Here is a 25,182-nt window from a genome sequence, read left to right on the forward strand (position 1 = left end):
GAGACGCCGCCACGCATCGCTGCTGCTCACACCTACGGGTCGACGTCGGCCCGAGGTGCGTCGGAAACGACGGTTTATGATGACCGCAGGTTGATCAGGTGCGCCCGATCATCGAGCGAACGCAACGTTCGATTGCCGAAGGGCCCCCCATCGACGAGGGTCGTTATCCCTCCCGATCCCAGCTCGAAATGGGCGTAGCTGCAGGCCTCTACAGGCAGGCGCAACCACGCCGCGATGACCCAGTTCGCCGTCCCGGCGTGGGTCACCACCACCCGTTGCTCTGCGCCATCGCGCTCGATTTCCTCGAGAGCTCGATAGGCCCTGGTGACCCACTGCAACTTAGTCTCCGCCCCCTCGATGCCCTCATCGTGGGCCATGCGTTCACCCACCTCCGGCGGAAAAATAAAACGCTCATCAAGCCACCGCTGGGGTCGACCTCCGGCGACCCCGTATGACTTCTCCCGCAGGTCGGCGAGCTCCACCACCTCGACGCCCAGCCGCTCACCAATTGGGGCCGCGGTCTGCAACGTGCGGGTGAGCGTCGAGCTGTACAGCGTCGTCTGCCGCCCCTCGAGCAGCTCTACGAGACGCCGCGCAATGGATTCGGCTTGCCGATGACCGCGGGTAGTCAGTGTGGAGTCGAACCAGCCGCCCACCAGCCCATCGGTGTGATGACTGGCCTCGGGATGGGTCACGACATAGACGGTCGACACGCATCTAGCTAACCCTGGGACCCAAACCATTAGAGAGCCCGCCATCAACCGCTGGCAGAACACCGCCACCAGGCGCTGCTGCCCACATCCTCCCCGACACCGCCAAGGCCGCCCTCCACGCCCAAGGTGCGAGGCCCGGCCTGGCCTCGATCTGACCAAAGCCCCGCTGCGCCCCCACCTGGCGACGTTGTCCACCGCTGTCGCCCCGCGGCGACCAACGCCCGCGGAATAGCCTGCTGACGTGCGGTTCGCTGATGCCGGGGTCGAGGTGGCCGTCCACCACCCCACCTCCGGAGGCTTCACCAGGCACAGCCACGACGAGTTCGTGATCAGCGTCAACCTCACCGGTTCCGAGCGGGTCCGGCTCGACGGGCGCGTCTTCGACGTCGGCACCGACGCAGTGACCACCTACAACCCCGGACAGGTCCAGTCCTGCACGACGGACGTGGCCGACGGCCAGCGGTGGGGCTGCGCCTCCATCTACGTGGACCCCGGCGCGGTGACGCGATGGACAGGCCGGGACACCGTGGACATGCCGACCGCTGTCCTCCCCTCGGCCCAGCTGCACACAGCCGTCGTCCAGTTCGTCCGCCACTGGCGGACCCAGCCGCAAGGCCAGGAATCCGAGGAACGCCTGGCCCAGGACACCGTCGCGCTCCTCGCCCGCCTCATCCCTGCTGACGCGGCCAGCCCCGGCCCCGTGCCGCCAGGCGACGCGCGCGTCCAGCGCCTGCTGGACCGGCTACGCGGGGATCTGGCCAACCCGATCCGCATCGCCGACCTGGCCGACGAGGAGGGCTGCAGCCGAGAGCAACTCATCCGAACCTTCACCGCCGCCACGGGAACCCCGCCCTACGCATGGCAGCTCCAGACCCGCCTGATCGAGGCACGCCGACGCCTGCGAGCCGGCGGCCACATCGCGACGATCGCCGTGGACCTGGGATTCGCCGACCAAGCGCACCTGACCCGTCACTTCACGTCGGCCTACGGCCGGAGCCCCGCCCGCGACCGGCGCGGCTGAAGCCACCCCCGAACGTCAACAACGGACAAGACCGCTCCCCCGACCAGCCCGCAGTCTTCCCACGCCGGGCACGTCGCCCGGGAGACGGGGGTTGTCGATGGGCGAGGTCTTCCTGCTGGCGATGGGTATCGGGCTGATCTTCAACGCAGCCCCGGGAGCAGTGTTCACCGAGTCCCTGCGCCGCGGTGTCCGCGAGGGCTTCCCGGCCGCCCTGGCGGTCCAGCTGGGCTCCCTGGTGGGCGACGCGGCATGGGCAATCGCCGGGCTGGCCGGCATCGGTGCACTGTTCACCGTCCCCGGCGTCCGGGTCGGTCTCACCGTCACCGGCTGCGCGCTGCTGTGCTGGCTGGGCATCAGCAGCATCATCGGTGCCCTCCGAGCCCCAGCGCCTGCACCAGAGCAGCAGTCGGGGCGCGGTCGGGGCGGGGTCCGTGAGGCCACCGTCGTCGGGGTCACCATGTCCCTGGCCAACCCCTGGAACATCGTCTACTGGGCGGGGGCAGCCAGCGCCGTCAGCGGCCTGTCGGACACCGGCGGGAGTCCGGGCTGGACGGCCCTGTCTGTCTTCTTCGCCGGGTTCATGACCGCCTCGGTGGGCTGGGCCGTCATCTGCGCCGCTGGCATCGCTGTGCTCCGCCGGGCCCTCAACCCGACAGCGGTGCGGGTCGTCGAATTCACGTGCGGCATTGCCCTCCTCGGGTTGGCCGTGGCCCTGGCACTGCGCTCAGCATCGGGAGGGTGAGAGATCCTTGTTTGCCGCCTCAAGGGACCTGGCCGATAAGGCGCGGTCGCGTGCAACCCGCTCCAGTACCTCCAGGCCCGCGTCGACCCAGGCCCGCCTTCTAGGCGACCAACGACCGACGGCTGATGTCGTCCGGCCAGCACCTATCGATACCTCGCAGCACACCAAGCCTTCTCCGCTCGTTACCAGGTCTGGTTGACAGCCCATTGAGTGCCACCTGCGTCACTCGACAGCCTGGGGTTTTGGAACTGCTTTCGACACGGATTCCGTCGATCCGCATACGGGGGTTTGTGAGCCTCTACGCCACCGGTGGTGCCAGCGGTCCATCGATGGCAAGTCCCGGAAGTCGATGCTCTGGCCTCCGGGACCTACCCGGCCGTCGGACGGTGCCGCTAGCTGCGGACGGAGCGCTTGCCGCTGATGGTCTCGGCGACGCCGATGAGCAGGACGGCGGCGACGATGGCGACGATGGCCCCGATGATGTTGAGCTCGAAGATGCCGCCGGTGCCCAGCAGGTTGGCGACCAGGCCGCCGATGATGGAGCCGACGAGGCCCAGCAGCAGGGTGGCCACGATGGACAGGTTCTGCTTGCCGGGCTTGATGAGGCGTGCCACGGCGCCGACGACGAGGCCGAAGAGGATGAACCCGATCATGGGGTGCTCCTGTCGTGAGGTCGCCAGCCGGGATCCCGGTTGCGCTGAGATTGGCTGGTACCCGATCCGGTGGTCCCCAACCGGACCCGTGACCCTGCCGAGTGATCTCTGAACGCTGACGAGTGCTTGACAAGCCTCAGGAAGTGAACGGTTCCGTTCCGGGTAGCCCCCGGGCATGAGTGCACTGGACAAGATGAAGAACAAGGCCGAAGAGCTCGTCGGAAAGGGCAAGGAGGCCGCCGGTGAGGCGACCGACAACCCCGACCTCAAGGCCGAGGGTCAGACCGACCAGGCCAGCGGCAACGTGAAGCAGGCCGGCGAGAACGTCAAGGACGTCTTCAAGTAAGACCCCCCGGGGCCCCAGTAGCCCCGTCGTGTCGAGCCGCAGCGGGCCTCCGTTGCGGCTCGACGCGTTTCTGGTCCCCCGGCTGTGGGGCGGCTGGGAACGAGGTGCCCCGGCGGTTCGTTGCCCAGGCGATCTCCGCAGTCCTTCCGTGCCGGCCATCCCCCTCTTGAAGAGAGTCATGAGCGAACCTCACAGTCCTTGCACCGGTCACCAGCCCGTCGTCTGGCTGGTGGGTGACCGGTGATTTCGGCGGTTCTGACTCTCCTGCTCGGGGTGCTGGTCGTGGTGGCCATCACCGCGGTGACCGGCTACTTCGTGGCCCAGGAGTTCGCGTACATGAGCGTGGACCGCTCCCGCCTGGCGGCGCGGGCCGAGGCCGGGGACGCCGCGGCGAAGCGGGCCCTGACGGTCACCAAGCGGACCTCGTTCATGCTGTCGGGCGCCCAGCTGGGCATCACCGTGACCGGTCTGCTGGTCGGCTACGTCGCCGAACCCCTGATCGGGCAGAGCCTGGGCACGCTGCTGGGCGGGGTGGGTATCCCCACCGCCGTCGGCATCGGCGTGGGTGCGGTCGCGGCACTGTTGCTGTCCACCCTGGTGCAGATGCTGTTCGGCGAGCTGTTCCCCAAGAACCTCGCGATCGCCCGCCCGGAGCCGGTCTCCCGGTGGCTGGCCACCTCCACGGTGCTGTACCTGAAGCTGTTCGGCTGGCTGATCTGGTTCTTCGACCAGTCCTCGAACCTGCTGCTGCGGGCCCTGAAGATCGAGCCGGTGCACGACGTGGAGCACGCCGCCACCGCGCGGGACCTGGAGTCGATCGTGGAGGACTCCCGGGACAGCGGGGACCTGCCCGGTGAGCTGTCGGTGATGATCGACCGGATCCTGGACTTCCCGCACCAGGACGTCGAGCACGCCATGATCCCCCGGCCCCGGGTGGACGTCGTCGCCGACACCGACACCCTGGGCGACCTGCGCGCCCAGATGGCCCACGGCCACTCGCGCTACCCGGTGCTGGCCGACCAGGGCGGGGACGTCGTCGGCGTCGTACACCTGGAGGACCTGCTCGCCACCGAACACGGCGACGACGCACTGGTCACCACGATCACCCGCCCGGCACTCGTTGTCTCCCACCTGACCTCCCTGCCCGACCTCGTCCGCGAGCTGGCCGCGACGAAGAACCAGCTGGCGTGCGTGGTCGATGAGTACGGCGGGTTCGCCGGTGTCATCACCGTGGAAGACCTCGCCGAGGAGCTCGTCGGGGAGATCACCGACGAGCACGACCCCGACGTCAGCCCCCAGTACGTGCCCGTGGAGGGCGACGGGGTGTGGGAGATGGCCGGTGACGTGCACGTCGACGAGGTCGAACGCGCCGTCGGGGTGGACCTGCCGACCGGTGACTACGAGACCGTGGCCGGCCTGGTGATCGCCGCCCACGGCGGACTGCCCGAGCAGGGCACCCGGCTGCGCATCGAGCTGCCCCCGGACCCCGCCGACCTCGTGCATGACGACAAACCGACCGTGCGCCACATCGACATCGAGGTTCTCGCCGTCGACCGGTACGTGCCCTCCCGGGTCCGCATCGAACTGCCCGACCCCCAGAAGACCACCGGGGACGGCGCGACCGATGCCACCGCCGATGGCGCGACCGAGCACACCCAGACCGTGGAGCAGGCCCGATGAGCAGTAGCGCGATCACCACCATCGGCCTCACGATCCTGTTCGTTGCCCTCAGCGCGTTCTTCGTGGCGGTGGAGTTCGCCGCGCTGGCCGCCAAGCGGCACCGCTTGGAGGAGGCCGCGCCGCGCAGTCGCAGCGCCCGAGCAGCATTGCGCAACTCCTCCGAGCTGACCCTGGTGCTCGCCGGCTCGCAGCTGGGCATCACCGCCTGCACCCTTGCCCTGGGCGCGATCAGCAAGCCCGCCGTGCACTACGCCCTGACCCCGGTCTTCGAGACCTGGGGCATCCCCGAGGTCGCCGCCGATGTCGCCGGGTTCGTGCTGGCGCTGTTGTTCATCACGTTCATCCACCTGGTGGTCGGGGAGATGGCCCCCAAGTCCTGGGCGATCGCTCACCCGGAGAAGTCCGCGACCCTGCTCGCCCCGCTGATGCGGGCGTTCATGGCCCTGTTCCGCCCGGTGCTGCGGCTGCTCAACGCCTCGGCCAACGCCATGCTCCGCAAGGTCGGGGTGACCCCGGTCGATGAGGTCGCCTCCGGACACAGCCCGGCCACCCTGCGGCACCTGGTCGAGCACTCGGTGAACGTCGGCGCCCTGGACCCCGGGTTCTCCACCCAGATCTCCGGTGCACTGGCCATGCAGGACCTCACCGTCGCCGAGCTCGTGCGGCCCGGCGCGCAGGTCGCCTCCGTCCCGGCCGACGCGACCGTCGGTGACGTGCGCGCGGCGACCCGGGCCACCGGACACCTGCGGATCCTCCTCGGCGACGCCGGGGCGTTGGGCACCGTCGTGCACGTCCGGGACACCCTGACGCTGCCCGATGACGCCCCGGCCGCCCCGGTCGGCCGACCGGTGTACGCGCTGGCTGCGGGTACGACGATGCACCTGGCGCTCAAGCAGATGCGCGAGACCCGCAACCACCTCGCCGTCGTCACCGAGGACGACCGGGTCGTCGGGGTGGTCACCATGACCGACGTGCTGCGTCGGCTGTTCCCCCAGCCCGAACCGCAGCCCGAGCCGGTCGCCTGAGCCGGTCGCCTGACGTGGGCGGCTCCCTGCAGGACTGGTGGCCCCGGGTGCCCGCGGAGACCCGGGCCTGGCTGGTCGAGCACAACGGGGAGCCGCTCCCGCCCCGACGTGGTCGCAGCCATCGTGGGTGCAGGTGGTCTCGTCACCACTGATGCATGGTGGGTGGGGTCGACCGGCCCGACCGGGCTTGCCCTGTCCGACGCTGCGGTCGACTGGGTGGAGGCCATCGCCAACGGGGAGGACCCACCCGCTCCGAGCAGCTGAGCGGGTTCGCCCTCGGCGGCCGTGGCCTCGGCGGCCTCGCCGAGGCCCCGGCTGAGTCGGACTAGAAGTCCCCGAAGTCGCCTCCGCCGAAGTCGCCTCCACCGGAGAAGTCCCCGCCCTCACTGCCGGAGTCCATCCCCGGGTCCCCGCCGCCGTCGGCGTAGGACTCCTCACCGCCGAACTCACCGCTGTCCCCGGCGCCGGTGTCGAACAGCGCGTCGGCCACCGCGGTGCCGACGACGACCCCGGCGACCGTGCCCAGCAGGCTGGCCCCGAGCATCGACCCGAAGCCGGCCCCACCGCGGCCGCCCATCGGACCACCACCGGAGAAGGACCGCTCCAACGTGCCGGGCTGTCGCACCTCGGCGCGGGTCGCGGCCCGGGCGAGCTGCTGCGGGTCATCCCCGGTCGGGCGCTCGTGAGCGGGGACCGCGTCACCGAGCTGGGTCAGCACCTGCTGCCGCTGCTCGGGGGTGAGCTGGGCGAAGGCCTCGGCGTGCGCGGCCTCGACCTGGTCCGGGGGTGCTGTGCGCAGCAGGTAGCGGTAGCGCTCGACGGCCTGCTCATCGGTGCTGGGAGCCGGCCGCGGCGCAGCTGTCTGCTGCGCCGGGGCACTGGCGGTCGGCTGGGGGTCACGGCCCAGGAGCCGGTCAAGGAATCCCATGTCGTCCTCTCATCTGCCGCGTTGATCACTCCGGATGACACTTCCCGTCCCGCACTCTCCCGACACTCGGGTTCGCGCTGCGCCCCGGTCAGCGGGCTCCGACGCCAGCCAGCCCGTCGTCGTCATCGTCGTCCCGGCGGGACCGCCCGTGCTGCGGCCGGTCGTCGGGGTCGGTCGCTTGGCGGTGGTCGTCCTGGGTTGGTGGGGCGTCGGCGACGCCGGTGCCGTACAGCCAGCGGGTGAGGCGGTCGCGGATGCTGCTCATGGCGGTCTCCGGGGTAGCTGCGGCCCGGCGAGGTGCCGGGTCGTGCACAGCCAACGCTCAGCCGCCGGACGCTGTCCCCCACACGCATGCTCTACTATCCGCGAATGGATGCAGATAGCGGGGCAGGGCGACCGGTGTTGCCAGGCGAGCAGGTGGACTTGGCGGTCGAGGTGTTCCGGATGCTGTCCGATGCCACCCGGATCCAGCTGCTGTGGGCCCTCATCGACCGTGAGCTGTCGGTCAACGAGCTCGCCGCGCAGGTGGGCAAGACCCCCGCCTCGGTCTCCCAGCACCTGGCCAAGCTGCGGATGACCCGGCTCGTGCACACCCGGCGGGAGGGGACGTCGGTGTACTACCGGCTCGAGAACGACCACATCGCCCAGCTGGTCACCGACGCGGTCTACAACGCCGACCACGCCACCGCCGCCGTCCCCGACCACCACCGCCCCGACACCGGCCTCACCGCTCTCCCCACCCACCGGGGCGAGGTCACCTCGTGAGCACACCAAGCGAGTACCGCTACGACGGCGTCGAGGACCCCACAGGCCCCCCGGTCTCGAGACGACACGACCACGGGTCGCACGACCACCCCCACGACCGCTCTCACCAGGCAGCCGGGCACGAGGACTACGACCACCCTCACCCGCATGCCCCGGGGGCAGGCCACAGCCAGGACGACCCGCGCAGCGGCGGCGACCACGACCACCCGCACCACGGTGGCGCCGACGACCACGGGCACGACCACCCCACCGGCCTCAAGGGCTTCGTGCTCGGCATCGTCCGACCACACAGCCACGACTCCGCCGACTCCATCGACACCGCCCTGGAGTCCAGCGCCGAGGGCATCCGCGCGCTCAAGATCAGCCTCGTCGTGCTCCTACTGACCGCCGTCGCCCAGGCCGTGGTCGTCTGGTTCACCGGATCCATCGCCCTGCTCGCCGACACCGTGCACAACTTCTCCGACGCACTGACCGCCGTCCCGCTGTGGATCGCGTTCGTGCTCGGCCGCCGCGCCGCCTCCCGCCGTTACACCTACGGCTACGACCGGGCCGAGGACCTCGCCGGGGTCTTCATCGTCGCGATGATCGCCCTGTCCGCCGTGCTGGCCGGCTACGAATCCATCCGCCGCCTGCTGGACCCCCAACCCATCACGAACGTCGGGGTCGTCATCGCCGCAGGCCTCATCGGCGCCGCCGGCAACGAGCTCGTAGCCCTCTACCGGATCCGCGTCGGGCGCCGGATCGGCTCCGCGGCACTGGTGGCCGACGGCCTGCACGCCCGCACCGACGGCCTCACCTCCCTCGCCGTCGTCGTCGGCGCGCTGGGGGTGCTGGCCGGGTTCCCGCTCGCCGACCCCCTGGTCGGGCTCGCCATCACCGTGGCCATCCTGCTGGTGCTCAAGAGCGCAGCACGCGACGTCTACCGGCGCCTCATGGACGCCGTCGAACCCGAAGTCCTCGACACCGCCGAAGCCACCATCCGCGCGACCCCCGGAGTCCTGGACGTCGAACGGCTCCGGGTGCGCTGGACCGGCCACCGCATCCGCGCCGAGGTCGCCGTCACCGTCGACCATGCCCTCACCGTCAGCGCCGGCCACGACATCGCCGTCGACGTCCACCACCGACTGCTTCACGACGTCCCCAAGCTCGTCGACGCCACCGTCCACATCAGCCCAGCCACCGCAGATCACGACCCGCACCACGCCCTCGCCCACCACCACAGCGGCACCTAAAAGACGCCAGTGACCCCCGTCGAACTTTCAGAACGACTTGTGGGCCGGAATCCGTAGAACCGGATACCGGGGTTTGTGGGCTGCTCTCATCAGCAGCTTGCGTCCACGGCACCACTAGATGGCGGGGCTACTACCTCGTGGGGCACGTCCAGGTCGTAGAGGCCGCTGTGCCATCGCGGGGTGTGGTCACAACCACCGTGAGGGCCGGTGGTCCGTCGGCCCCACCGGTGGGCTGTCCACCCAGCCCACCCACGGTCCGATCGTGGCCAGCGAGGCCCGCCCCTCAAGGAGACGAACTCCTCGACCACGACGAGTCGGCCTCCACCGGGTCCGCTAGGGCTCAAGATCGACGCGGTGCGGTCCGTCATCACCGCGACGGTGGCCGAGACCACGGGTACCAGGACGCCCTGACCGTGAGGGTCACCCGCAGGTCATGCCGCCGAGGTACTTCCACCCCTTCGAACGCGGCGGCCGACCCTCGCCGCCGTTCTCTGCAGAAGACGGGAGCTGCGCCTGCGCATTGGACGGTCTTCAGTGGTGGCCGACGGAGATGGCTCGGTCAGCCGGCAGCCGCGATGTGGCGCACGTCGTCCGCGGTCAACCGTGCCTCGTACGGGTCGCTCATCGAGCTTGGGATCGTCGGGCTCGCCCAGTCCATGATCTGAACCCAGGTCTCGTCATCGGGGTCGTCAGACCGCAGGTGGTCGGGAAGTTCGAGGGCGTCGAGGCCAGCGGTCGCCATCTCCCGGTCAGGTAGGAGCAGGTAGTAGGCGGTCCACGCTCGAAGGAACGCATTGAGGTCTTCCCCGACGATGCTCATGCAGCCGGGCTCGAAGATCGCACCGATTCTCACGACGATCGGCCGTGTCGGGGAGGCCGGTAACCACAGTCCCACCGGGTCTCCGCCCCCGTCGCTCCCGAACAACACCAGCTCGTCTGGGACCGGCCAGTCCCATTCGCGATGCGCTCCCGATGCCTGAGCGACGCTGAGCTCACCGCCGGTCTGCAACGGCAGCAGGACGCAATCGCCCCCGAGCCAGGAACCGCCGTCGTGTCGCTGGTACAGCTCTCGGAACGCGTCCGGCAGGGGGCGCCCGATCGACTGCTCGACGGAATCCAACTCGTCGGGTGACGCGGGCGGCCGAGGCTCGTGGAGCCACCCGGTCGCCATCCAGGCCCGCCAGACGCGGTCGTCGAGGTGGGACATGCTGGGACCCTAGGCCGACGCGACCCCGCTCGCGCGCGAGCCATCACGTCGCCACGGGCTACATGAGCGACGCCTTCCGGAACCCGCGCAGAAGCCGTTCCAGTTTCGAACCAGGTTCTGAGCCGGGTTCATCAGGACCGCACATGGGGTTGGTGAACTGACCGGGGCCACGTGGTCAGCCGCGGCCGCTGCCTGGAGAGGCGGCGGCCGCTACTCCACGAGCGTCCCGCACGCCGCCCCCGGGCAGCAGCGCTGCAGGTCCAGGTCACGTCGGTGTCACCCGGGGCCAGGGAGCACCCGGTGTGCCAGAACGCGTCGTCGGTGTCACCCCAGGGCAGTTGGCCCAGAGCAGCGCCGCGATCGGGCCAGCAGGAGCAGGGCGGCCCCACCCACGCCGGCCTGCAGGCGGCGGTGCAGCGGCGCCAGGCGCTCCGGCTTCCCAGCGGACCGTGGTCCTTCGTCGGGCACGGTCACAATCGATCTGCAGATGGCATCTGCCGCCCCGTCCAGGCCGGCGCCGGGTGGTGGGGCTCGACACGGGGCCAACGCAGACCTGGTCCGGCCCCCGGGCCTGCTCGCCTGCCGTGGGGGGTCAGGGGCGGATGAGGACCTTCAGGGCCTGCCGGTCGTCCATGAGGCGGTAGGCCTCGGCGATGTCGGCCAGCGGCATCTCCCGGTCGAAGACCCGGCCGGGCTCGATGGTGCCGTCCAGCACCTGGGGCAGCACGGTCTCCAGGTAGGCGCGCACGGTGGCCGGCCCGCCGGTGAGGGTGGCGTTCTTGCCGAACAGGCTCATGAAGCCGACGGGGGCGTCCTCGTACTGAGGGACGCCGACCCGGCTGATGGTGCCGCCGGGACGGACGACGCCGTAGGCCTGCTCGTAGGCCGGCATGTGGCCCACGGCTTCGAGGACGACGTGGGAACCCTCACCGCCGGTGATCTCCATGACCTCGGCGATGCCCTGCTCCCCGCGGGCCGCGACGACGTGGGTGGCGCCGAACTCCCGGCCCAGGTCGGTGCGGTCGGTGTGCCGGCCCATCAGGACGATCGTCTCGGCGCCCAGCTGGGCCGAGGCGAGGACCGCGGACAGGCCGACGGCGCCGTCCCCGATGACGGTGACCGTCTTGCCCGGTCCCACGCCACCCTGCCGGGCCGCGTGGTAGCCGGTCAGGTAGACGTCGGACAGGGTCAGCAGCGAGGGCATCAGGGACTCGTCGGTGCCGGCCGGGATGACGACGGCGGTGCCGTCGGCCTGCGGCACGAGCAGCTTCTCGGCCTGCGTGGCCGAGGGGGCGCCGTCGAAGAAGCCCCCGTGCACGCAGGAGGTGGTGATGCCGTCCCGGCAGAACGCGCAGGTGTTGTCCGACCAGGCGAAGGGCACGATGACCGTGTCCCCCACGGACAACCGGGTGACCGCGGAGCCGATCTCCTCGACGACGCCGATGGCCTCGTGACCCATCCGGCGACCGCCCGGGGTGTCCTCCAGGTCGTGGTAGGGGTGCAGGTCCGAGCCGCAGACGCAGGCGAAGGTGACCCGGACGAGGGCGTCGGTGGGGGCGGTGAGAACCGGGTCGGGGACCTCCTCGACCCGGACGTCGCCGGCGGCGTACATGACGGTGGCGCGCATGGTGGTCTGCTCTCTCTCGATGGGTGTGCCGGTGCCCGGCTCAGGCCGGGTAGCTGTACTCGTCGTCGGTGACGTGATCGCCCCAGGCGGTCTCGTCGCCCTCCCACAGCGCCTGGTGCGCCATGGCGTGGTCGGGGGCCGCGCCGTGCCAGTGCTCCTCGCCCGGCGGGGTCCACACGACGTCCCCGGGGCGGATCACCGTCACCTCACCGCCGCGGGACTGCACCAGGCCGACGCCGTCGGTGACGATGAGGACCTGTCCGCGGGGGTGTGAGTGCCACGCGGTGCGGGCGCAGGGCGTGAAGCGGACCAGGTTCATGCGGACGGCCGAGGGTTCGGGGTTGCGGACGACGACGTCCATGTGGACGTCACCGGTGAACCACTCGGCGGGGCCCTCGGCGGTCGGCTGGGGGCGGGAGAGTTCCATGGGGGTGCTCCTGGTGGGGTGGGTGGGAGACGGTGCCCGGGAGGCGGCCGCGAACCCGCTCGACCGCCCGCGGACTCCACGTCATGGCGCGCGGCAGACCTGGTCAGGGCCACAGAGGGGGGCGCTCGTCCCCCCTTCAGCACTCCCTCTGATCAGTCGGTGAGGCGTTCGTAGGTGACGCGGAACCCCTCGCTGGGGTCGGTCGGGGTGAGGACCAGTTCGTCGTCGATGACCTCGAACGTGCGGGTGAGGGTCTGGCCGACGAGGTCCCGGGCCGCGGCGGACTCGACGTCGATCGCGAAGACCCCGGCGGCGTCGTCGACACTCAGGCCGCCGTAGTAGGCCTCGTAGCCGGCGACGGCGTACGGGGTGTCGGGGGCCGCGGTGTCGGGGTTGCTGGCCTGGACGGCCACCGTGTCCGCGGTGAACGCGATCTGCCCCGAGTAGGGCACCGGCTCCCCCGCGACCGTCAGGGAGGTCATCTCCCACACCCCGGTGAGCGGGGAGCTGTCGGCGGACGGCACGGCGTTCGTGGTGGCTGCGGCGCTGGAGTCCTCCACCGGTTGCGAGCAGGCGGACAGGACGACGGTGAGGCCGAGGACGGCGGCGCCGAGGAGGGACTTCTGCTGCACGGGGCGGACTCGCTTCCGTTCGGGGTGGTCGCTGCTACATGCCAGCCAAACCCACCGGGGCCCGTCGCGGCAGGGCGCGTCGATGGGGGGATCGGCTCCACCCCCCTGCGCGCCTGGACCCTGGGTGACTCAGTGCCGGGTGACGTCGTGCCGGATCGCGAGGATGGCCAGGTGCACCCGGTCGGGGCTCCCGGCGCGGTCCATCAGGTTGCCGACGTGGGTCATCACGGTGGTGACCCCGATGTGCAGGCGGGTGGCGCGTCCCCGACCGCGGGGCGCACCCCGTGAGGGGACACCGGCGGACCGGTCAGGCCCGCTCGTCCTGGGAGGTGACGGGTCCGCTGACCCGTCCGGGCTCGGTGACCGCCCAGCTGGCCAGCATCGCCAGGGTGTCGGCGGCCGCGGACCCCGGCTCCCCGGTGTAGGCGGTGAGGTTCAGGCCCCACAGCTCGTCGGTGGGCAGGTCGAAGGCCTCGAAGGCCAGGTCCATCGTCCCGACCACCGGGTGCACGAAGGTCTTGGTCCCGGTGTGGTGCAGCCGCACGTCGTGACCGGCCCAGCGGCTGCGGAACTCCTCGCTGCGGGTCGCCAGCTCACCGACCAGGTCGGTGATCGCCTTGTTGCCCGGGTCCCGGCCGGCCGCGGTGCGCATGATGGCCACCGTCGTGCTCGCCGCCGCCGGCCAGTCGGCGTGGAAGTCCTGCGCCCGGGGGTCCAGGAACTGGAACCGGGCGATGTTCACCGGTCCTCCCTGGGCGAACGCGTAGACCGGTGAGTACATCGCCCGGCCCAGCGGGTTGGCCGCCACGATGTCCATGCTGCCGGTGCGCACGATGGCGGCCGCCTTCGTCATCGAGTCCAGCATCCACTGCACACTCGGGCGGATCTGGGTGCTGGCCCGGCGGCGCGGAGCCCGGGTCGGGCGGGCAGCGCGAGCCAGGTCGTCCAGATGGGACCGCTCGGCCTCGTCCAGTCGCAGCGCCCGGGCCACCGCGGCCAGCACGTCCTCGGAGACCTCGGCGATGTGCCCGCGCTCCAGCCGCACGTACCAGTCGGTGCTGACCCCCGCGAGGACCGCGACCTCCTCCCGGCGCAGACCTGGCACGCGGCGACGCCCGGAGGTCGGCAACCCGACCTGCTCGGGTGTCAGCCGCCCGCGGCGGGTGGCCAGGAAGTCACTGATCTCGGCCCGGTTGTCCATGTCCACGACCGTAGGACGCCCCCTGCTCCGCGTGGAGTCTCGACGGGGGGAGAGCTCCTCCCCCTGTGGACCGCCCCTCCCTCACGCCCCGCCGACCAGCTTGGCTGGGCGGCGACCCGCCCGAGACGAGAGGCCGACTCGTGGACCAGTGCCCGCGCCCCCATCCGGCAACGGCCGTCGTCCTGGCCGCAGCCGCACTCCTGTCCGGCTGCTCCGCCGACCCGAGCACCCCGGCAACCGCGACGGCAGCACCGACCGCGTCGCCGTCCGGCATTCCGACCGTCGAGGTCAGCGACCCGGCTGCTGACCCCTCGCCCGCCCCCATCCAGGAAGGCAGCACCGTGCAGATCCGACTCACCACCAGCGACGTCGTCCTGACCGCCACCCTGGCTGACAACCCCACCGCGGAGGCCTTCGCGGCCCAGCTCCCCATGACGGTGCCGATCAGCGACCACGCCGACACCGAGAAGGTCTTCCACCCACCGTCTGGACTGACCACCCAGGGCGCCTCCGATGGCTACGACCCCTCGGCCGGCGACATCGCCTACTACGCCCCCTGGGGCAACGTCGCCGTCTACTACCGCGACTTCTCCTGGTCGGCCGGTCTCGTGCCTGTGGCCCGCCTCGACGGTGACCCCACGGTGCTGGCCGCACTCCCCGATGACACCCAGATGCGCATCGACCTGCTCTGAGCGCGGCGCCCAGAGGGGTGGAGCCCCTCCCCCCATGAGCTCGCCTCCCCCAGGCAGGCGTGGCTCGTCGGGTCCGGGACACCTCAGACCCCAGCAACGGCTGCACCCAGCCGCCCCCCACCCAGGAAGAGGACACCGTGTCCGAGTCAGCAGCGCAGCGTTTCACCGACAAGGTCGCTTTCGTCACCGGCGCGGGCACCGGCATCGGTCGGGCCACGGCCCTGGCCTTCGCCGCCGAGGGAGCCCGGGTCGCGGTCGCAGGACCGGCCGACAGCGGCATCACCGAGACCGCCGACCTGATCACCGCGGGCGGTGGGCAAGCCCTGGCCCTGACCCTCGACGTGACGGTCGAGGCCGACGTGCAGGCCGCCCTGCAGCAGACGGTGCAGACCTTCGGCCGCCTCGACCTCGCCTTCAACAACGCCGGCGTCGAGCAGTCCCGGACCCCGCTCGCCGAACTGCCCACGACGGACTGGACGCGACTCATCGCCGTCGACCTCACCGGGGTCTACCACTGCATGAAGCACCAGATCCCGCTCCTGAAGGCCGCAGGCGGCGGGTCGATCGTGAACACCTCCTCCGGCGCCGGCGTCATCGGCATCCCCGGCCAGGCCGCCTACGCCGCCGCCAAGTGGGGCGTGATCGGGATGAGCAAGTCCGTGGCCCTGGAGGTCGTCACCGACGGGATCCGGGTCAACGTGGTCGCCCCCGGGATGATCGACACCCCGATGATGGGTCGGGTGTCCGGTGGCACCGACGAGGGCTACGCCCACATCGTCAGCCAGGAGCCGATCGGCCGGATGGGCCGCCCCGAGGAGATCGCCTCGGCCGTGCTGTGGCTGTCCTCCGACCTCGGCGCCTTCACCGTCGGCCACACCCTCGTCGTCGACGGCGGCCAGACCGTCGGCTAAGCCTCCGGCCCGAGCCGGATCTGTGGCCGAGTGACGGAGCCACCACCCAGGGCCAGCCGGGCCGGCGCCAACCGATCTGCCGCGGTGCTGCCGGCGGGCGACGCCGGTTTCGGGACGAGTCGTGGGACGAGATCTGCAGGACCGGACATCGGGGTCGGTGGTCCAACAGGTCTCCGCGGCCGTGGCGCAGGAAGGCCCCCGACCTGCAGCAACGTCGTCAGGTGGGGGCGCGCCTCCCGAGCGCGCCATGGCATGCCGGCCACAGACCGATGGCGGGGTCGGACGCTCCCACCGCACACGACTGACGGCTGGGCCACGCCCACGGCCACCACCCCCCAGGAGCAGCCGGCGCGACGCACTGACACGGTGGCTGCACGGGTACGACCGCCACCGACCCCGGACGCCTGCGGGAACGAGGTCACTCCACGACGAGGTCCAGGGCGGTGACGCTCCCCGCACGCAGGGTGGCCGTGGTCGATCCGCTGCCGCTGTCGCACGTGGCCGTCACCTCGTAGGTGCCGGGCGGGAGGGGGTAGGAGAACCGACCTCGACCGTCGGTGACCGCAGCGAACTCGGGGACCGGGCCCTCGACGTCGGTGCCGGCGACCACGTTCACGCGTCGGGCGACGTACCCGCGACGGCCCCGGCGGCCGCCGTCGACGAGGCGTGTTCCCTGCTCGCAGCGCGGCTGGTCCTGATCACGACGACGGCGATGCCCAGCGAGACGGGCACCGTCATGAGGCCCTGCACGGCGACTCCCCACAGCGCTGACCGCTGCTCGGCGACGGTCCAGGGGAACCGCAGGGCGACGAGGGGTGCCAACGCACACGCCACCACGCCCCCGTACACCAGCGGCCCCCGCCCCGGGAACCGACCCCGGCTCCTCAGGGCGTGCATAACGACACCGGCGAGGACGGCGTTCCCCTGGGCGGCCACGCCGGGCATGAGGGCGACGCCGGACTGCCCGCGGGCCCGGCGGACGAGGGGCACGGCCAGCTCCGCAGGGGCCGCCAGCAGCCGGGCCACCTGGACGACGGCGAGCTGCACCCCCACCCGCTCCGTGACGGCGGCCTTCGCGGCATCCCGCTCGGCCTCGCGGCCACCGGACGGGGAGGCGGGTCCACCGGGTGCATCCACCGCCCCAGCCTGGCATCCCCGCGGGCGCTCGAGCCACGCGCGCCGGTCCCGTGACCGAGCTGGCAGGACGGCAACGGCGACGCGCCGGCGCGCGGGGTGTCGGCGTTGCCGATGTGCGATCTCGGCCGGCGGGAGGGGCTCAGCCCAGCAGCCGCGTCAGCGCCGGCCCGATGTCCAGCAGCGTCCGCACCATCTCGGCCCGTCCGGCGCCGCGCGCGGCGAGCGCCCGGGCCGCGGTCTCGGCCTCATCGGTGGGCAGCGGGCACAGCACGTGCAGCCGGTCGATGCCGCCCAGTGCGGTCTCCGGCGGGGCGCCGGTGGTGTGCAGGCAGTCCGACAGCAGGACGACGACGCGCTCGTCGGCGACCGCGGGCAGCAGCTCGGTGCGGGCGGCCTTGAGGGCCCCGGCGAGGTCGGTCATGCCGTGCCCGCGCAGGCTGACCAGCTGCCCGACGAGGTCCTCGGCCGAGCGGCGCTGGCCCAGCCGCTGCAGCTGGGTGACGTCGGAGGCGAAGGTGATGACGCTGGTCTCCAGCTTCTCGTCCGAGGCCAGCACCACCCCGGCCGCGGCGACGGCGGCGATGGCGACGCCCAGGCCGTTCATCGACCCGGAGCTGTCCACGACCAGGCAGACCGCGCGCCGGTGGCCGGTCCAGGTCCGGGTGACCAGGTCCTCGGTCGCCGGGGGCCACTGACCGGTCCAGCGGTCCAGCGTGCGGTCCAGGTCCAGGTCGCCGTCCGAGCGGCGGTTGTGCGCCAGCCGGCGGGTGCCGCGCGAGCGCGTCGTCCCGACCCGGCCGACCTGGATGAAGACCCGGCAGGCCAGCCGCTTGGCCGCCGCCCGCAGCTCGCGGTCGGTGGCCAGCGCCATGTCGGCGAGCATCGCGGCCGCGGCGTCGGGGTCCTCGGCCATCAGCTGGGCGAAGGCCTCCTCGTCGAGCTCGCCCACCTCGGGGCTGACGTCGTCGAAGGACTCGTGCTTGGCCTGCATCTCCCGCCGGCCGTTCTGCCGGCGGGACTGGGAGCCGCCCTTGCGGTCGCGCCGCAGGGAGCTGGCCGACTCCGGGCCCGCAGGCTGCTCAGCCTGCGGGCCACCCCCTTTTGGGTCTGCCCCACCCTGCTCGTCCTGGTCGGGGGAGTCCGGGTCCGAGGACTCGTCCGGTGGTGGCGCGTCCTCGGGCCAGACGTCGTCCAGGATGTCGTCGATCACCGACTCCGGTGTCCGCTCGACGCCGTCGACGACCTTGATCCGGCCCGACAGGGCGGCGTGCGCGGCGTCCCGGGCGGTCTCGCGGGCGCCCTCGGCGCTCAGGCCGTAGCCGCCGCGGACCCGCAGCAGGCCGCCCAGCAGCAGCACCAGGTCGATCGCCCCGCGCACCGAGGAGCCCATCCGCAGGTCGCGGTGGTCCCGGGTGGCCCGCACCATCCGCACGCTGAGGCCGATCGGCGAGGGGTCGGCGCCGGTCACCTGGGCGACGATCGCCCGTTCGGCCGCGGCGTCCTGGTAGCCCAGCACGACCCGGCACATCCGGTCGGCGATGGCCTGCCCGACCCGGGCGGTGCCGATCGCGTCGAAGGGGTTCATCGCGGCGATCAGCCGGAACCCGGCGGCTGCGCGCACCCGGCCCAGCCGCGGGACCGCGATCTCGCCCTCGGTGAGGACGGTGATCAGGACGTTGAGGGTCTCCTCCGGGATCCGGTTGAGCTCCTCCAGGTAGAGCAGGCCCGAGCCGCGCATCGCCGTCAGCAGCGGACCGTCGGTGAAGCTGGAGGGCACGTAGCCGTCGGTCATCACCGCGGCCGGGTCGTACTGGCCGACCAGCCGGGCCGGGGTCAGCTCGGCGTTGCCCTCGACGAAGACCACCTCGGTGCCGACGTCGGCGGCGATGGAGCGCAGCAGGGTGGACTTCCCAGTGCCGGGCGGGCCCTCCAGCACGACGTGCCGGTTGGTCTGCAGGGCGACGGTCAGGACCTCCCGTTCCTTGCGGAGCCCGATGACGGCGCTCACGGGGGCGGGGGGTGTGTCGAGGTCGGTCACGTCGCTCCAGGTCAGAGGGGGCCGGACGGCGACCGTGGCCGCACCCCCGCAGGGGTACGGCCACGGCTGGTGCTGGGTCTCAGGCGCTGGCGCCCTCGAGCGGTGCCGTGTCGAACCGGATCACACCACGGATGTTCTTGCCGTTCACCAGGTCGTCGTAGCCCTGGTTGACCTCGTCGAGCGTGTAGTAGGTGGTGATCAGCTCGTCGAGCTTGAGGTCGCCGGACTGGTAGAGCTCGACCATCTTCGGGATGTCGTGGAAGGGGTCACCGGAGCCGAACAGGCTGCCCTTGACGGTCTTCTCGAACAGGGTGAGGGCCGCGCTGTTGAGCTCGATGTTGTTCTTGGTCGGGTCGGCCAGCCCGGTGATGACGACGGTGCCGCCCTTGCGGATGGTGTTCACCGCGTTGCTCACCACGGCGGAGTCGACGACGCCGACGGTGATGATCGCCTTGTCCGCGCCGAGGCCGTTGGTGAGCTGCTGGATGAGCTCGTGGGCCTCCTCGGCGGTCTCGCAGGTGTGCGTGGCGCCCATCTGCTCGGCGGCCTCCCGCTTGTTGGCCAGCGGGTCGATGGCCACCACGTTGCGGGCCCCGGCCAGGGACGCGCCCTGCACCGAGTTGATGCCGATGCCGCCGATGCCGTAGATCGCGATGGTGTCGCCGGCCTCGGTGGCGGCGGCGTGCACGGCCGACCCCCAGCCGGTGGGGACGCCGCAGCCGATGAGCACGACCTTCTCCAGGGGCAGGTCCTTGTCCACCTTGACCGCGGAGTTCTCGCTGATGACGGCCCGCTCGGAGAACGTGCCGAGCATGCACATGCCGCCGAAGTCCTCACCGCCCTCGCCGTGGAAGCGGTAGGTGCCGTCGGTGAGGCAGCCGTCGAGGATCGTCGCGCCCATGTCGCAGAGGTTCGACTTGCCGGTGGAGCACCAGCGGCAGTGCCCGCAGACCGGCAGGAACGAGCAGATGACGTGGTCGCCGACGGCGAGCCGGCTGACGCCGGGGCCCACCGCCTCGATGACGCCGGCACCCTCGTGGCCGCCGACGATGGGGAAGCGCGGCACGATGTCGCCGTGCCGCAGGTGCTCGTCGGAGTGGCACAGACCTGCGGCGACGAAGCGGATGAGCACCTCGTTGGCCTTGGGCTCGTCCAGTTCCAGTTCGACGATCTCGAACGGGGTCCCGGTCTGCTTCAGCACGGCTGCTCTGGTCTTCATCGACCCTCCAGGTGTGCGCAGCCCCCGGAGGACTGCTACGGCGGAACGCCCCACCGTCACCCGACTGTCGCAGATGCTGGGCCGCGATGGCCGGGAGCGGGGCGCCCAGCCATCGTGTCCCGCGCATGTGAGCCCGGCCACCCCCGGTCGGGGGTGCCCGCGCAGCCCGGCTCAGACGCGGGCGAGCCGGGGGCCCAGCAGGGCCGGCAGCAGCACCTCGTCGGCGAGGTGCTCGGTGCAGGCGGCCGGCAGCGGGCCGGTCGCCAGCCGGTGGGCCAGCAGGGCGCGCAGCGCCCGCGAGGCCGGCGCGGTCAACCGGACGGGCTCGTCGCGGGCCAGGGCGCGGGCGGCCAGCTCGCCGAGGAGCGCCTGCAGGGCGCGGTCGAGGGCGGCGGTGAGCTCGGGAGAGCAGTGGCGGTCCCCCAGCAGCGCGGCGACCGCCTCCTCGGTGGCGCTCAACGGCCGGCCCAGGCCCTCGGCGACGGCGACGAGGTCCGCCCGGAGGGAGCCCCGGTCGGCGGGGGCGGGCAGCAGGTGCGCGGTCGCGACGACCTCCACCGCGAGCGCGCTGCGAGCCGGCCACCGGCCCAGGACCACGTCGGGGGTCACCCCGGCGCGGCTGGCGAGGAGCCCGGGGGTCACGACGGACCAGCCCTCCTCGGCCGCCAGCCGCACGGCGGCGGCACGGAGGGGGTCGGGCGCACGGGAGGTCATGAGCGGGTCTCCGTTCCCGGGCTCGCTACTCGGCCCGTGTGGTGCCGGAACGTACCGGATCCGCAACTCACCGTCCGGACCTCAGACCGGCGTGGCGCACAACTCGGCGGGGCCCAGCCGGATCGTCCCGGTCGACTCCGGCCGGCACCGCACACCGCCGCGCCCGCGCATCCCGCGGTGCGCACCCGGTGCCAGCACGACGTCCATCCACCGGCACGGGTTCGCCGCCCGCCCGCCGACCAGCCGGACCACGCCCAGCCCGCAGTCCAGGCTGAACTCCCTCCCCCGCAGCGCGTCGACGTCCACCCCGCGCAGCACCACGTTGCGCCGGGCCAGCACCGGGTCGAAGGGCGGGACCCCCAGCTCGGCGGCGAGGGCGTCCAGCGCGTCGGCCGAGACGACGGTGACCGAGGCGTCCCGGTGCGCGGGCCGCCCGGCGTACCGGTCACCCACGACGCCGTACCCGGCCCGGACCTCCAGCTCGGTGCGCCGGTCCTCGGCCTGCTCGGGCGTCGTCGTCCCGGGGCGACCGTCGTACCGGTGCCCCGGGGACGCCACCAGCGCCACGACCTCGACCTGCACGGCGACCCCGGTCAGCGGTCGGCGGTCGCGTGGATCGGGCCCTCCGCGCCGGTCAGCCGCTCCCCCGACCCACCCCAGCGCCCGGCGATGATCTCCGCCGCGATCGAGATGGCGGTCTCCTCCGGCGTGCGGGCACCCAGGTCCAGGCCGATCGGCGAGGACAGCCGGCCGAGCTGCTCGTCGGTCAAGCCCGCCTCGCGCAGCCGGTCCAGCCGCTCGTCGTGGGTGCGCCGCGAGCCCATCGCACCCACGTAGGCGACGTCGAGGTCCAGAGCGACCTCCAGCAGCGGGACGTCGAACTTCGGGTCGTGGGTGAGCACGCAGAGCACGGTGCGCTCGTCGATGCGCCCGGCGTCGACCTCGGTCTGCAGGTAGCTGTGCGGCCACTCCACGACGACCTCGTGGGCGTCGGGGAACCGGCGGGCGGTGGCGAACACGGGCCGGGCGTCGCAGACGGTGACCCGGTAACCCAGGAACGCCCCCACCCGGGCCACGGCGGCCGCGAAGTCGATGGCGCCGAAGACGACCATCCGGGCCGGCGGTGCGAACGAGGAGACGAACAGCGTCAGGTCGTCCCCGCGGCGCTCGCCGTCGTGCCCGAAGTCCAGCGTGGTGGTCCGGCCGGCGGCCAGCATGCCGCGGGTGTCGGCGGCCACGGCGTCGTCCAGGCGCTGGGAGCCCAGCGTGCCCGAGGTGCGGTCGTTCCAGACCACCAGCCGGTTGCCCAGCCGGTCGTCGGCGCCCTTGACCACCGTGACGACGGCGACCGGCTCGTGCCGGCCCACCGACTCGGCGACCTCACCCAGCTCCGGGAAGGACTCCCGGGAGATGGACTCGACGTAGACGTCGAGGATCCCGCCGCAGGTCAGCCCGACGGCGAAGGCGTCGTCGTCGCTGACGCCGTAGCGCTCCAGGGTCGGGGCGCCCGACGCCACGACGTCCTTGGCCTCCTCGTAGACCGCGCCCTCGACGCAGCCGCCGGACACGCTGCCCACCGCGGTGCCGTCGGGGCCCACCAGCATCGAGGCGCCGGCCGGGCGTGGGGCCGACCGCCAGGTGGCGACCACCGTGCCCACGCCGACGGTCTCCCCCGCCTGCCACCAGCCGACCAGGTCGTCCAGGACATCACGCATGGGTCGTCTCCTCCGAGGGGTCGTGTGGTGGGCAACACTCAGGCACGCTCGATCACTCCCGCGAGCTGCTCGAACGCCGCCAGGCTGTGGCCGGCGACGAAGTGGTCGACGGCCGGGAGCGCGGCCTGCATGCCGCCGGTGAGCGGCTGGTAGCCGACCCGGCCCTTGTGCGGGTTGACCCACACGACGCTGTGCGCCAGCCGGTGCAGCCGGGTCATCTGCTCGCCCAGCAGCTCGGTCCCGCCGCGCTCCCAGCCGTCGCTGCACACCACGACGACGGCGCCGCGGGCCGTGCCGCGCTGGCCCCAGCGGTCCAGGAAGGCCTTGAGCACCTCGCCGATCCGGGTGCCGCCGGACCAGTCGGGGATGGCGTGCCCGCTGGCGGCCAGCGCCTTGTCCGGGTCGCGCAGCCGCATCTCCCGGGTGACCCGGGTGAGCCGAGTGCCGATGGTGAACACCTCGGTGGACGCCGGCCGGGCGCGGACGGCGGCGTGCGCGAAGCGCAGCAGCGCGTCGGCATAGGGGCTCATCGACCCCGAGACGTCGACCAGCAGCACCACCCGGCGCGGCCGCGGCCGGGCACGGCGACGGGCCAGCGAGGTGATCTCCCCGCCGTCGCGCAGCGCGTGCCGGATGGTGCGCGCCATGTGCACCTGGCCGTGCAGGTCGGGACGGCGACGCCGGGAGGGCCGCATCGGCGCGGCGGGCACCAGCAGCGCGAACAGCCTGCGCAGCTGGTCCCGCTCGGCGATGGACAGCTCGGAGACGTCCCGGTGGCGCAGCACCTCGGACTCGCTCGCCGCGGCCTTCAGGTCCGGCGCCTCCTCGGAGTCCTCACCGGCACCCTCGTCGGACGCCGACAGCGGCGCCGACTCGGCCATCCGCTGCTCCTGCTGCGCCGAGGACTGCGGGCGCCGCGGCGCCTCACCGGCGAAGTAGGCGGCGAAGGCGGCGTCGTAGCGGTCCAGGTCGTCCGGGCTCGCGCACAGCGTCAGCCGGCCCGACCAGTAGACGTCGGTCGGGTCCAGCACCCGCAGGTGCGCGACCGCGGTCAGCATCGCCTCGACCCGGTCCGGGGACGCCCCGACCCCGGCGTGCCGCAGCGTGCGCGCGAACCCCAGGACGACGTCGACGACGTCCCGTTGCCGGGGAGGTGCGGTGGCTTCAGCCGCCACCGAAGAGGGCTCCCCGGGTCAGCGCGTGCACCCGGTCGGTGTCCTCGCGGTACTTGAGGACCGCGCCCAGGGTGCGCGCAGCGGTCTCGGGGTCCAGCTCGCGGGCGCCCAGGGTGTGCAGCGCGGTCGCCCAGTCCATGGCCTCGGCGATGCCGGGGGGCTTGAGCAGGTCCAGGCTGCGCAGCTTCGCCGTCGCGCGGGCGACCTGGCGGGCGAGGTCCTCGGTGACCTGGGGCAGCCGCTGGCGCAGGATGGCGACCTCGCGCTCGAAGTCGGGGTGCTCCAGCCAGTGGTAGAGGCAGCGGCGCTTGAGGGCGTCGTGCACCTCGCGGGTGCGGTTGGAGGTGAGCACCACCAGCGGCGGGGTGGTGGCCCGGATGGTGCCGAGCTCGGGGATGGAGATGGTGAAGTCGCTGAGCAGCTCGAGCAGGAAGGCCTCGAACTCGTCGTCGGCACGGTCGATCTCGTCGACCAGCAGCACCGAGGGCGCGTCCTCCAGGGCCTGCAGCAGCGGCCGGGCCAGCAGGAAGCGACGGTCGTAGAGGCCGGCCTCGAGCGTGGCGGTGTCGGCCCCGGAACCGGCAGCCTCGGCGGCGCGCAGGTGCAGCAGCTGGCGGCCGAAGTCCCAGTCGTAGAGCGCCTGGCTGGCCTCCAGGCCCTCGTAGCACTGCAGCCGGTACATCGGCCGGCCGGTGACCTCGGCCAGCGCATGGGCCAGCGCGGTCTTGCCGACCCCGGCCTCGCCCTCCAGGAACAGCGGCCGGCCCATCGCCAGGGCGAGGTAGGCCGCCGTCGTCAGGCCCTCGTCGGGCAGGTAGCCGGTGGCCTCCAGGGCGACGGCCAGGGCCTTCGGGTCGGCCGGGAGCACCTCGGCCGGACGGGGGGTCGCTGTGGGCTGGCTCACCGGCCCACTCTCCCACCTCGCCCAGCAGCGCGCGTTGCAGCGTGGTTGCACACCGGGACTGCTAGCGTCGCTCGTCTCATCGAAGTCACTAGCACAATCGGAGCACCCGTGTTCATCGCCACCGTCGCGGTCAGCGTCCTGCTGTCCCTCGCCCTGCTCGCCTCCGCCGCGGGCAAGCTCACCAAGAACCCGGGTGCCACCCAGGCGGTCCTCGGCGTCGGCGTGCCGGCCGGGCGGATCCCCGTCCTGGCCGCGCTGGAGATCGCCGGCGCGCTCGGCCTGCTGGTCGGTCTGGCCTGGGCACCGCTGGGCATCGCCGCCGCCGGGGGCGTCGTCCTCTACTTCGTGGGCGCCGTCGTCGCACACCTGCGCGTCCACGACAGGCAGTTCGGGCCCGCGGCCGGGCTGATGGTCCTCGCCGTCGTCGCCCTGGTCCTGCGGGTGCTCACCGCCTGACCCGGCACGTACGAGAGGCCCA

The 25,182-nt window shown here is 72.4% G+C and carries 28 protein-coding genes; 10 read left to right on the forward strand and 18 right to left on the reverse strand.

Translation table 11 applies throughout. The features are described 5' to 3' along the window. Positions 1–74: 74 nt before the first annotated feature. On the reverse strand, positions 75–695 hold the full coding sequence (locus tag ASG41_RS13390; protein ID WP_200938876.1) for a histidine phosphatase family protein: 621 nt from the start codon (positions 693–695) through the stop codon (positions 75–77). Positions 696–954: 259 nt separating this feature from the next. Here ASG41_RS13390 and ASG41_RS13395 point away from each other — a divergent pair, with 259 nt between their 5' ends. Next, positions 955–1,734 carry an AraC family transcriptional regulator gene (locus ASG41_RS13395; protein WP_056295539.1) on the forward strand — a complete coding sequence of 260 codons (780 nt, stop codon included), beginning with the start codon at positions 955–957 and terminating at the stop codon, positions 1,732–1,734. A 97-nt stretch (positions 1,735–1,831) separates the two neighbouring features. Further along, a complete protein-coding gene (locus ASG41_RS13400; RefSeq protein WP_056295542.1) occupies positions 1,832–2,476 on the forward strand; it encodes a LysE family translocator in 645 nt (214 codons plus the stop codon). A gap of 392 nt (positions 2,477–2,868) precedes the next feature. Here the strand turns inward: ASG41_RS13400 and ASG41_RS13405 are convergent, their stop codons facing one another. After that, entirely contained in the window at positions 2,869–3,129 is a 261-nt protein-coding gene (locus ASG41_RS13405) for a GlsB/YeaQ/YmgE family stress response membrane protein (RefSeq protein ID WP_056295545.1), read from the reverse strand. Between the two features lie 175 nt (positions 3,130–3,304). Here ASG41_RS13405 and ASG41_RS23155 point away from each other — a divergent pair, with 175 nt between their 5' ends. The 3 genes from ASG41_RS23155 (at position 3,305) to ASG41_RS13415 (ending at position 6,180) form a co-directional block, all read left to right on the forward strand. Continuing rightward, positions 3,305–3,475 carry a CsbD family protein gene (locus ASG41_RS23155; RefSeq protein ID WP_082556913.1) on the forward strand — a complete coding sequence of 57 codons (171 nt, stop codon included), beginning with the start codon at positions 3,305–3,307 and terminating at the stop codon, positions 3,473–3,475. 240 nt (positions 3,476–3,715) lie between these two features. Continuing rightward, a complete protein-coding gene (locus ASG41_RS13410) occupies positions 3,716–5,155 on the forward strand; it encodes a hemolysin family protein (protein WP_235564783.1) in 1,440 nt (479 codons plus the stop codon). Continuing rightward, complete coding sequence (locus ASG41_RS13415; protein WP_200938878.1) at positions 5,152–6,180, forward strand: hemolysin family protein; 1,029 nt, start codon at positions 5,152–5,154, stop codon at positions 6,178–6,180. Before ASG41_RS13410 ends, ASG41_RS13415 begins: the two co-directional genes overlap by 4 nt. A gap of 325 nt (positions 6,181–6,505) precedes the next feature. Here ASG41_RS13415 and ASG41_RS13420 read toward each other — a convergent pair whose 3' ends face one another. Both ASG41_RS13420 and ASG41_RS23665 read right to left on the reverse strand, forming a co-directional pair. Then, positions 6,506–7,108, reverse strand: coding sequence for a hypothetical protein (locus ASG41_RS13420; protein WP_056295547.1), 603 nt, complete (start codon positions 7,106–7,108; stop codon positions 6,506–6,508). A gap of 88 nt (positions 7,109–7,196) precedes the next feature. Continuing rightward, entirely contained in the window at positions 7,197–7,373 is a 177-nt protein-coding gene (locus ASG41_RS23665; RefSeq protein WP_157519413.1) for a hypothetical protein, read from the reverse strand. 152 nt (positions 7,374–7,525) lie between these two features. Between ASG41_RS23665 and ASG41_RS13425 the strand changes: the two genes are divergently transcribed. Then, the gene (locus ASG41_RS13425; RefSeq protein WP_369800040.1) at positions 7,526–7,873 is read left to right on the forward strand and encodes an ArsR/SmtB family transcription factor; all 348 of its coding nucleotides are present in this window, start codon (positions 7,526–7,528) and stop codon (positions 7,871–7,873) included. Then, a complete protein-coding gene (locus ASG41_RS13430) occupies positions 7,870–9,105 on the forward strand; it encodes a cation diffusion facilitator family transporter (protein ID WP_082556914.1) in 1,236 nt (411 codons plus the stop codon). The genes ASG41_RS13425 and ASG41_RS13430 overlap by 4 nt, the downstream gene beginning before the upstream one ends. A gap of 559 nt (positions 9,106–9,664) precedes the next feature. Here the strand turns inward: ASG41_RS13430 and ASG41_RS13435 are convergent. The 5 genes from ASG41_RS13435 to ASG41_RS13455 form a co-directional block, all read right to left on the reverse strand. Next, positions 9,665–10,312, reverse strand: coding sequence for an SMI1/KNR4 family protein (locus tag ASG41_RS13435; RefSeq protein WP_056295554.1), 648 nt, complete (start codon positions 10,310–10,312; stop codon positions 9,665–9,667). 592 nt (positions 10,313–10,904) lie between these two features. Next, positions 10,905–11,939 carry an alcohol dehydrogenase catalytic domain-containing protein gene (locus ASG41_RS13440; RefSeq protein ID WP_200938880.1) on the reverse strand — a complete coding sequence of 345 codons (1,035 nt, stop codon included), beginning with the start codon at positions 11,937–11,939 and terminating at the stop codon, positions 10,905–10,907. A gap of 40 nt (positions 11,940–11,979) precedes the next feature. Beyond that, on the reverse strand, positions 11,980–12,366 hold the full coding sequence (locus ASG41_RS13445) for a cupin domain-containing protein (protein WP_056295557.1): 387 nt from the start codon (positions 12,364–12,366) through the stop codon (positions 11,980–11,982). A gap of 152 nt (positions 12,367–12,518) precedes the next feature. Then, positions 12,519–12,998: a lipocalin-like domain-containing protein gene (locus ASG41_RS13450; protein WP_157519414.1), complete on the reverse strand. Its 480-nt coding sequence runs from the start codon at positions 12,996–12,998 to the stop codon at positions 12,519–12,521. 307 nt (positions 12,999–13,305) lie between these two features. Continuing rightward, on the reverse strand, positions 13,306–14,199 hold the full coding sequence (locus ASG41_RS13455; RefSeq protein ID WP_056296569.1) for a helix-turn-helix transcriptional regulator: 894 nt from the start codon (positions 14,197–14,199) through the stop codon (positions 13,306–13,308). Positions 14,200–14,540: 341 nt separating this feature from the next. Between ASG41_RS13455 and ASG41_RS23670 the strand changes: the two genes are divergently transcribed. Together ASG41_RS23670 and ASG41_RS13465 are read left to right on the forward strand one after the other, a co-directional pair. Continuing rightward, positions 14,541–14,891: a cyclophilin-like fold protein gene (locus tag ASG41_RS23670; protein WP_157519415.1), complete on the forward strand. Its 351-nt coding sequence runs from the start codon at positions 14,541–14,543 to the stop codon at positions 14,889–14,891. A 137-nt stretch (positions 14,892–15,028) separates the two neighbouring features. Next, positions 15,029–15,802: an SDR family NAD(P)-dependent oxidoreductase gene (locus ASG41_RS13465; RefSeq protein WP_056295563.1), complete on the forward strand. Its 774-nt coding sequence runs from the start codon at positions 15,029–15,031 to the stop codon at positions 15,800–15,802. 418 nt (positions 15,803–16,220) lie between these two features. On the opposite strand, the gene ASG41_RS13470 is transcribed toward ASG41_RS13465, so the two are convergent. From ASG41_RS13470 to ASG41_RS13510, 9 genes are all read right to left on the reverse strand, one after another. Next, positions 16,221–16,418: a carboxypeptidase regulatory-like domain-containing protein gene (locus ASG41_RS13470; RefSeq protein WP_056295566.1), complete on the reverse strand. Its 198-nt coding sequence runs from the start codon at positions 16,416–16,418 to the stop codon at positions 16,221–16,223. Next, complete coding sequence (locus ASG41_RS13475) at positions 16,415–16,939, reverse strand: hypothetical protein (protein ID WP_056295569.1); 525 nt, start codon at positions 16,937–16,939, stop codon at positions 16,415–16,417. The genes ASG41_RS13470 and ASG41_RS13475 overlap by 4 nt, the downstream gene beginning before the upstream one ends. A 139-nt stretch (positions 16,940–17,078) precedes the next feature. Then, positions 17,079–18,947, reverse strand: coding sequence for an AAA family ATPase (locus ASG41_RS24810; protein WP_157519416.1), 1,869 nt, complete (start codon positions 18,945–18,947; stop codon positions 17,079–17,081). A gap of 109 nt (positions 18,948–19,056) precedes the next feature. Then, the gene (locus tag ASG41_RS13485; protein ID WP_056295572.1) at positions 19,057–20,196 is read right to left on the reverse strand and encodes an NDMA-dependent alcohol dehydrogenase; all 1,140 of its coding nucleotides are present in this window, start codon (positions 20,194–20,196) and stop codon (positions 19,057–19,059) included. A gap of 171 nt (positions 20,197–20,367) precedes the next feature. Next, positions 20,368–20,910 (reverse strand): TetR/AcrR family transcriptional regulator C-terminal ligand-binding domain-containing protein, encoded by a 543-nt coding sequence (locus ASG41_RS13490; RefSeq protein WP_056295575.1) that lies wholly within the window; start codon positions 20,908–20,910, stop codon positions 20,368–20,370. A gap of 81 nt (positions 20,911–20,991) precedes the next feature. Beyond that, a complete protein-coding gene (locus tag ASG41_RS13495) occupies positions 20,992–21,492 on the reverse strand; it encodes an MOSC domain-containing protein (RefSeq protein WP_235564784.1) in 501 nt (166 codons plus the stop codon). Positions 21,493–21,503: 11 nt separating this feature from the next. Next, a complete protein-coding gene (locus tag ASG41_RS13500) occupies positions 21,504–22,625 on the reverse strand; it encodes an XdhC family protein (protein ID WP_056295578.1) in 1,122 nt (373 codons plus the stop codon). A 38-nt stretch (positions 22,626–22,663) separates the two neighbouring features. After that, a complete protein-coding gene (locus tag ASG41_RS13505) occupies positions 22,664–23,800 on the reverse strand; it encodes a VWA domain-containing protein (protein ID WP_056295581.1) in 1,137 nt (378 codons plus the stop codon). Beyond that, entirely contained in the window at positions 23,790–24,704 is a 915-nt protein-coding gene (locus tag ASG41_RS13510; protein WP_056295585.1) for a MoxR family ATPase, read from the reverse strand. Before ASG41_RS13510 ends, ASG41_RS13505 begins: the two co-directional genes overlap by 11 nt. Before the next feature lie 108 nt (positions 24,705–24,812). Here ASG41_RS13510 and ASG41_RS13515 point away from each other — a divergent pair, with 108 nt between their 5' ends. After that, on the forward strand, positions 24,813–25,160 hold the full coding sequence (locus tag ASG41_RS13515; protein WP_056295587.1) for a DoxX family protein: 348 nt from the start codon (positions 24,813–24,815) through the stop codon (positions 25,158–25,160). The last annotated feature ends 22 nt before the right edge of the window (positions 25,161–25,182 follow it).

The sequence above is a fragment of the Modestobacter sp. Leaf380 genome, assembly GCF_001424485.1.
GTDB lineage: Bacteria > Actinomycetota > Actinomycetes > Mycobacteriales > Geodermatophilaceae > Klenkia.